The sequence below is a fragment of the Pseudomonas sp. SWI36 genome (assembly GCF_002948105.1).
In the GTDB taxonomy this organism is placed as follows: Bacteria; Pseudomonadota; Gammaproteobacteria; order Pseudomonadales; family Pseudomonadaceae; genus Aquipseudomonas; species Aquipseudomonas alloputida.
On sequence record NZ_CP026675.1, the window covers coordinates 4,445,595 to 4,452,500 of the forward strand.

Genomic DNA, 6,906 nt, shown 5'->3' on the forward strand with positions numbered 1-6,906 from the left:
CGTACGTAGCCAGGAGACTGTCGATGTTGGCAACACCTCATGCCTTGTGGTTCACCCAGATGATCGAATACGAAGTACCCAGTATGTACCAGCAAGCATTGGCTCAGGCCCTGGTGGAGCGTAGTGAAGCATTGGCTGCGCGTTGCGAAGGGCTGCAGGGTGTGAGCATCCAGGCCAGCGACGATGGCTGTCGGGTGTTGCAGTACCTGCAATGGCAGTCACGCCAGGCCTGGGCTGCGGCGGCCGTGCACTTCGTCGAGGAATCGTTTCTTGACCTGCTGGGCCAGCATCAGGCACGCGGTGTCAACTTCGCCGCCTACCAGGCCCTGCGCAGCCTGGTGCGCGGGGACGATGGCGTGCTGCATTGCCAGATGGGCGGTCCTCAGGCATACCAAGGTGCGTAGTGCGGGTAGCGGTCCAGGCGGGCACCGATGACCATTTCGCTGATCCATGCCGCCAGGAGCGAGCTATACGCTTTCTGGCTCTGTTCGCTGGACAGCGCGTGGTCGGCGCCGTCGACGATGCGATGGGTGAGCGAGTGGGCGTTGATGAACGCCGAGCGGTAGTTCATCAAGGTACTGTGCGGCACGTAGTCATCCTGCTCGGACTCCACCAGCAACACATCCCCGCCGAATTCGGCGCACGCGGCCAGCGCGCGGTTGTCGGCCGGGCCCAGGGGGCGCTGGCGATAGGCATTCAGGCGTTGACGGTCAAGGGTTTGCTTCGGGCTGCCCCATTCGTCATCCCAGTACATGGCAGGTACCCGCAGGGCCAGCCATCTGACCGGCCGTTCGCGGGTCAGCAGAGTCGCCAGGTAACCGCCATAGCTGCTGCCGATAATGGCGATGGCGCTGCTGTCGACCGCCGGGTGGCTGACCAGTCGATCGTAAGCCACCAGCAAGTCCTGCAGGTTTTGTTCACGGGTGACCGTGAGGCGCTGGCTTTCAGTTTTTTCGTGACCGCGCAGGTCGAAGGTCATGCACACACATCCCAGTCCGGTGATATGCCGGGCGCGGGCTAGGTCACGTTGCTGGCTGCCGCCCCAGCCGTGTACGAAGAGAATGCCCGGCATTTTGGTGCCCGGGCTGACCAAGGTGCCGGCGATGCGGTCATTCTCGACCTGCAGCTCAACGGTTTCACTCTGAATGGCCATGGTCGCGAATCCGCGCAAATTTGCTGAGTTGTCCGAGTTCACTGTCGTTTCCTTGGTAAAAGAGGGTGGCGTCAGCGGGCAGGTCGGGGTTGCCGAATACTTCGTGGGTGGAAGCCCGCACCCGTTGCAATGCGGGGTCATCGGCAAATGCCTGCAGGGCCAACAGTTCGGCACTGCTGGCACCACCCAGGCGCCAGGATTGTTCGAGCACCCCGCTGCACAGATGGCCCGAAGGGCTGATGCCGCGGGCGATGTCATAGTTGCGACGTGAGGCGACAAAGCCCGGGAAGTGCTGCTCGGCGGCTTGTTCGTAAACCATGGCCTGGTTGATGGCAAGGCGCAGGTGGTCGTCCAGTGGGAGCTGTAGCAACGCCTGATAGTCGCCACGTACCACCACCAGGTCAGAACCGCCGTAGACCTCGGTACCCTGATGGTCGCGTGTCAGTTGCTGGGTGCCGTGGTAGCTGCAGGTCAAGCCGGCGACGCGCACCTGGCCGACGCTGAAGGTTTGCACCTCGCTCAGGTCTTCTTCGAGCACCAGGCCCCACTGCGCCAACGTGTGGTCATCCATATCGGCCAGCAGAGGCTCCAGGGCATCTGCAGTGGTGATGACCTGTTGCCCGCGTCCCGCACAAGCCAGTACCGGTTTGACCCTCAGCGGGCCGTCGAGCAGCAGCAACTGTGCGGCAGTGCGAGCGTCGCCTTTGCTGAACACGGTGTAGCCGCGCAGCAGGGCATCGCTGGCCTGTCGGGCGAAGTCGTCGGTCCAGCCTGGCGGGAAGCTGGCTCCGGCGGGTAACGGGTGAGAGATCGCCTTGGTCGCCATGTAGGGGTACGGCACCATGCCGCCAAACAGGTCCTGTTCGCTGCAAATACCCAAGGCGGCATATCGTCTGGGGTCGATCAGGGTCTCGGTTGGCAGATAATAGTAGGCATCGGCTGCATCTGGCGGCCGCATGGGCTGTATAAGTGGGCAGCCCAGCAAACGTGCCAGGCCTTCGGCGAGCTTGAGATGAACGCCGTGCTCGTGTTCGGGCGTGTGGTCGCGGGTGTCAAGCAACACCACGCCGGCTTTCGGTTCGAGGGCACTGGGCATGGTCATTTGCCTGTGTGCAATGAATGTACTGTGTGTGAAGCCGGTGTCCTGGGGAAGTTCAGGGGAACTTGATCGGTGGTCCTGGTCCTGTTGTAGGAAGTGTCCTATTGGCACAGGGCGTCGTGGGCAAGGCATGCCGTATCTTGGTCGTCGCGATTGCAGCGCCCTGGCGGCTGTTCCATTATCGGCCTATTGGATCAACCGTTATGAAGCCGCAGGAGAGCGCATGAACGTCCAGACCACCCTTGAGCAAAGCGTGCCGCAGCGACTGGTGCACGTGCGCCAAGCCATGGCGGCAGGGGGCATCGATGCCTTGCTGGTCCCCTCGGCCGACCCCCACCTATCCGAATACCTGCCCGGTTACTGGCAGGGGCGCCAGTGGCTTTCGGGGTTCCATGGTTCGGTTGGTACGCTGGTGGTCACCCCCGGCTTTGCCGGGCTGTGGGTCGACAGCCGCTACTGGGAGCAGGCAGCTCAGGAGCTGAAGGGCAGCGGCATCGAACTGATGAAACTGTTGCCGGGCAAACCCGGGGCGTTGGAATGGTTGGGCGAAAATGTCGAGCCCAACGGTCGTGTGGCAGTGGATGGTGCGGTCATGGCCCTGGCTTCGGCGCGCCAGCTGGCTGAGCGGCTGAAGGCGCGTGGAGCGCAGCTGGTGACAGACATGGACCTGCTGGGTCAGGTCTGGGACGGGCGCCCGGCGCTGCCAGGTAACCCGGTGTACCAGCACCTGCCGCCCCACGCCACGGTGAGCCGGGCGGAAAAGCTCGCGCAATTGCGCCAGGGCATCCAGGCCAAGGGTGCCGACTGGCACTTCATCGCTACCCTGGATGACATTGCCTGGCTGTTCAACCTGCGCGGCAGCGATGTCTCCTACAATCCGGTTTTCCTGGCCTTTGCCCTGATCAATCAGCAGCAGGCCATCCTGTTCGTGGGCCAGGACAAGGTGGACGAGCACCTGCGTCATGTGCTGGAGGTCGACGGCATCGAGGTGCGCGACTACAGCGAAGCAGGCAAGGCGCTAGGCACCGTTCCTGCGGGGGCGCGGCTGCTGGTGGACCCGGCCCGGGTCACCTGCGGCCTGCTGGACAACCTGGCGGCAGAGGTGATTCTTGTCGAGGGGCTAAACCCCACCACGCTGAGCAAGTCCTGCAAGGGTGACGACGACCTGGTGCATATTCGCCAGGTCATGGAGCAGGACGGCGCAGCCTTGTGCGAGTTTTTCGCCTGGTTCGAGGCGAACCTCGGCCGGGAGGTCATTACCGAGCTGACGGTTGACGAGCAATTGAGTGCCGCGCGTGCTCGACGGCCGAATTTCGTGTCACTGAGCTTTTCTACCATTGCCGCCTTCAATGGCAATGGCGCGATGCCACACTACCGGGCCACCGAGCAGTCGCATGCGCTCATCGAGGGTAATGGCTTGCTGCTGATCGACTCGGGCGGTCAATACCTGGGCGGCACTACCGACATTACCCGCATGGTGCCGGTCGGTAACCCCAGCCAGGCTCAGAAGCAGGACTGCACCCGTGTACTCAAGGGCATGATTGCCTTGTCGCGTGCCACGTTCCCGCGAGGGGTGCTGTCGCCGTTGCTCGACGCCATTGCCCGGGCGCCGATCTGGGCTGACCAGGTCGACTATGGCCATGGTACCGGCCACGGGGTGGGCTACTTCATGAACGTGCATGAGGGGCCTCAAGTGATCGCCTACCAGGCGGCACCTGCACCGCAGACGGCGATGCAAGTGGGCATGATCAGCTCGATCGAGCCGGGGACGTACCGCCCGGGGCAGTGGGGCGTTCGCATCGAGAACCTGGTGGTCAACCGCGAAGCGGGGAAGAGTGCCTTTGGTGACTTCCTGCAGTTCGAAACCTTGACGCTGTGCCCTATCGACACCCGCTGTCTGTTGCCCGAGTTGCTGACCAAGGAGGAGGTGGAGTGGCTGAACGGCTACCACGCCTGCGTACGTGAGCGCCTGGCGCCCTTGCTCCAAGGGGATGCGCTAGCCTGGCTGGAGATGCGTACTGCACCGCTGTAACGCAGCGGAAAAAGGGCAGTTTGCGAACTGCCCTTTTCTCTATTTACAGATGATGATCATGCTCCGGCTGGTGTAACCCGCCGGGTTGATGCCGAACAAATAGTCACCGGCCTCTTCATCGCTATCGCCCGAGCGCGCAATGACCCGGTAGCCGCGCGTGCTGCAGGCGCTTGCGGCCTTGCTGTAGCAATTGTCCCACGAGGAAGAAAGGCCGGAGCAGTTGATATGCAGGCCCTTCTTGCCCCTTTTGACCTCGGTCTTGGCTGTGGCGGCACATCCAGCAATGGCCAAGATGGCCAGGATGAGAAAAATTCGTTTCATTCCTGTCCTTAAATGCAGGGCAAATCAGTTGTCACGACCCTGTCGTTGTCGCTTCGGTTCTTCCTGAACCTTCCCCCAGCGTCCGTGTTCGGCCCAGTAGATAGCGTAAAGATGATGATTCTGTGACAGCTTAATCAGCGAGACAGGCTGCTACAATCATTAATCCTTTCTCAAATGAAAATATTTCTCATATCAGTCTGCTGCGATGGCCGGGCTGGGCGCCTTGCGCATGGATAGGGTGGTGCCGACCGAGGCGGTAATGATTGCCAGAATCGCCAGCCATTGAGTGAGCGTCAGCACCTCGCCGAGGAAAAGCAGGCCGGACAATGCGCCAAATGCCGGTTCGATGCTCATCAGGGTGCCGAACGTGCGCGCCGGAATCCGCGTGAGGGCAACCATTTCCAGGCTGTATGGCAGGGCGGTGGACAGTATTGCAACGGCAAACGCCATGGGGATCACGGCAGGTGTGAGCAGAGCGCTACCGGCGTGGGCGATACCGATGGGGGCGACGAACAGGGCCGCGACCACCACCCCCAGGGCCGCGCTCTGGATGCCGTGCTCGGCCCCTGCACGTTGCCCGAACAGGATGTACAGCGCCCAGCACACACCCGCCCCCAGCGCATAGGCGGCGCCCACTGGGTCGAGTGCCTGGCCGCTGTGACCTGCCGGCAGCAACAGCAGCAGGCCTGCGATGGCCAGGGCAATCCACAGGAAATCGATCGCTCGGCGCGAGGAGAAGATCGCCACGGCCAACGGGCCGGTGAATTCCAAGGCGACGGCGATACCGATTGGTACCGTTTGCAGGGCCATATAGAAGAGGAAGTTCATGCCGCCCAGTGCCATGCCGTAGATGACCACATTGCGCAACGTGTTGGCGGTCATGCGTACCCGCCACGGGCGCAATATAAGCAGCATGATGATGCTGGCGAAGATCAGGCGCAGGGTGGTGGTGCCTTGTGCGCCGACGATCGGGAACATGCTTTTGGCCAGGGAGGCGCCGGACTGAATCGATGCCATGGCGATAAGCAGTAGGCCGATCGGGAAGAGGGTGGCGGCCAGGCTGCGGGGTTGGGTGTTCATTTAAGTGCGGCAATCCTTGGGCGGGGGAGGTGGTGAGCAATATAGTGCGCAATTGGTGGGGGAGGTGGTAGCCCTCAAGCGGCTTTGCCAGAAATATTTCAAATCATTGAAATTAAAGGTTGACCTTCTCGATGGCCTCCCTATAATGCGCACCACTCCAACGCGGTAGCGAAGCAAAGCTAGCCACTGTGTTGAGTCAAGTGTTTGAAGCTAAACGAGTTTCTCGCAAAAAACTTCAAAATAAACGCTTGACAGGCTCTGAGGAAAGCGTAGAATGCGCGCCTCGGTTGAGATGAAAAGCTCTTAACCAACGCTCTTTAACAAATCGAATCAAGCAATTCGTGTGGGTGCTTGTGAGTACGGACTGATAGTCAAAAAGATTATCAGCATCACAAGTGGCCATGCGAGAAATCACATAGTCATTTGAGATTGCTGAGCCAAGTTTAGGGTTTCTTAAAAACCCAAGCAGTATTGAACTGAAGAGTTTGATCATGGCTCAGATTGAACGCTGGCGGCAGGCCTAACACATGCAAGTCGAGCGGATGACGGGAGCTTGCTCCTTGATTCAGCGGCGGACGGGTGAGTAATGCCTAGGAATCTGCCTGGTAGTGGGGGACAACGTTTCGAAAGGAACGCTAATACCGCATACGTCCTACGGGAGAAAGCAGGGGACCTTCGGGCCTTGCGCTATCAGATGAGCCTAGGTCGGATTAGCTAGTTGGTGGGGTAATGGCTCACCAAGGCGACGATCCGTAACTGGTCTGAGAGGATGATCAGTCACACTGGAACTGAGACACGGTCCAGACTCCTACGGGAGGCAGCAGTGGGGAATATTGGACAATGGGCGAAAGCCTGATCCAGCCATGCCGCGTGTGTGAAGAAGGTCTTCGGATTGTAAAGCACTTTAAGTTGGGAGGAAGGGCAGTAAGCTAATACCTTGCTGTTTTGACGTTACCGACAGAATAAGCACCGGCTAACTCTGTGCCAGCAGCCGCGGTAATACAGAGGGTGCAAGCGTTAATCGGAATTACTGGGCGTAAAGCGCGCGTAGGTGGTTTGTTAAGTTGGATGTGAAAGCCCCGGGCTCAACCTGGGAACTGCATCCAAAACTGGCAAGCTAGAGTACGGTAGAGGGTGGTGGAATTTCCTGTGTAGCGGTGAAATGCGTAGATATAGGAAGGAACACCAGTGGCGAAGGCGACCACCTGGACTGATACTGAC

The 6,906-nt window shown here is 60.2% G+C and carries 6 protein-coding genes and 1 rRNA gene (1 of these 7 cut by a window edge); 3 read left to right on the plus strand and 4 right to left on the minus strand.

Annotated elements, in window-relative coordinates; all coding sequences use genetic code 11:
- Positions 1–23 precede the first annotated feature (23 nt).
- Complete coding sequence (locus tag C4Q27_RS21250; protein WP_010953211.1) at positions 24–404, plus strand: antibiotic biosynthesis monooxygenase; 381 nt, start codon at positions 24–26, stop codon at positions 402–404.
- Here the strand turns inward: C4Q27_RS21250 and C4Q27_RS21255 are convergent.
- Both C4Q27_RS21255 and C4Q27_RS21260 read right to left on the minus strand, forming a co-directional pair.
- Positions 383–1,153 (minus strand): S9 family peptidase, encoded by a 771-nt coding sequence (locus C4Q27_RS21255; RefSeq protein WP_064491048.1) that lies wholly within the window; start codon positions 1,151–1,153, stop codon positions 383–385. The two genes, C4Q27_RS21250 and C4Q27_RS21255, sit on opposite strands and share 22 nt — an antisense overlap.
- Positions 1,137–2,255, minus strand: a complete 1,119-nt coding sequence (locus C4Q27_RS21260; protein ID WP_104887326.1) for a DUF3182 family protein — start codon at positions 2,253–2,255, stop codon at positions 1,137–1,139. Before C4Q27_RS21260 ends, C4Q27_RS21255 begins: the two co-directional genes overlap by 17 nt.
- A gap of 220 nt (positions 2,256–2,475) precedes the next feature.
- Here C4Q27_RS21260 and C4Q27_RS21265 point away from each other — a divergent pair, with 220 nt between their 5' ends.
- Positions 2,476–4,284 (plus strand): aminopeptidase P family protein, encoded by a 1,809-nt coding sequence (locus C4Q27_RS21265; protein WP_019437609.1) that lies wholly within the window; start codon positions 2,476–2,478, stop codon positions 4,282–4,284.
- Between the two features lie 39 nt (positions 4,285–4,323).
- On the opposite strand, the gene C4Q27_RS21270 is transcribed toward C4Q27_RS21265, so the two are convergent.
- The gene (locus tag C4Q27_RS21270; protein ID WP_014591706.1) at positions 4,324–4,605 is read right to left on the minus strand and encodes a hypothetical protein; all 282 of its coding nucleotides are present in this window, start codon (positions 4,603–4,605) and stop codon (positions 4,324–4,326) included.
- A gap of 192 nt (positions 4,606–4,797) precedes the next feature.
- Positions 4,798–5,685 carry a threonine/homoserine exporter RhtA gene (gene rhtA / locus C4Q27_RS21275; RefSeq protein ID WP_010953215.1) on the minus strand — a complete coding sequence of 296 codons (888 nt, stop codon included), beginning with the start codon at positions 5,683–5,685 and terminating at the stop codon, positions 4,798–4,800.
- A 473-nt stretch (positions 5,686–6,158) separates the two neighbouring features.
- Between rhtA and C4Q27_RS21280 the strand changes: the two genes are divergently transcribed.
- Positions 6,159–6,906, plus strand: a 16S ribosomal RNA gene (locus C4Q27_RS21280) (it continues 789 nt past the right edge of the window).

What these genes read in the sequence shown, in the direction of transcription:
- C4Q27_RS21270 (WP_014591706.1), bottom strand. Translation starts at nt 4,605, where the DNA reads ATGAAACGAATTTTTCTCATCCTGGCCATCTTGGCCATTGCTGGATGT.
- C4Q27_RS21250 (WP_010953211.1), top strand. Translation starts at nt 24, where the DNA reads ATGTTGGCAACACCTCATGCCTTGTGGTTCACCCAGATGATCGAATAC.
- C4Q27_RS21255 (WP_064491048.1), bottom strand. Translation starts at nt 1,153, where the DNA reads ATGGCCATTCAGAGTGAAACCGTTGAGCTGCAGGTCGAGAATGACCGC.
- rhtA (WP_010953215.1), bottom strand. Translation starts at nt 5,685, where the DNA reads ATGAACACCCAACCCCGCAGCCTGGCCGCCACCCTCTTCCCGATCGGC.
- C4Q27_RS21260 (WP_104887326.1), bottom strand. Translation starts at nt 2,255, where the DNA reads ATGACCATGCCCAGTGCCCTCGAACCGAAAGCCGGCGTGGTGTTGCTT.
- C4Q27_RS21265 (WP_019437609.1), top strand. Translation starts at nt 2,476, where the DNA reads ATGAACGTCCAGACCACCCTTGAGCAAAGCGTGCCGCAGCGACTGGTG.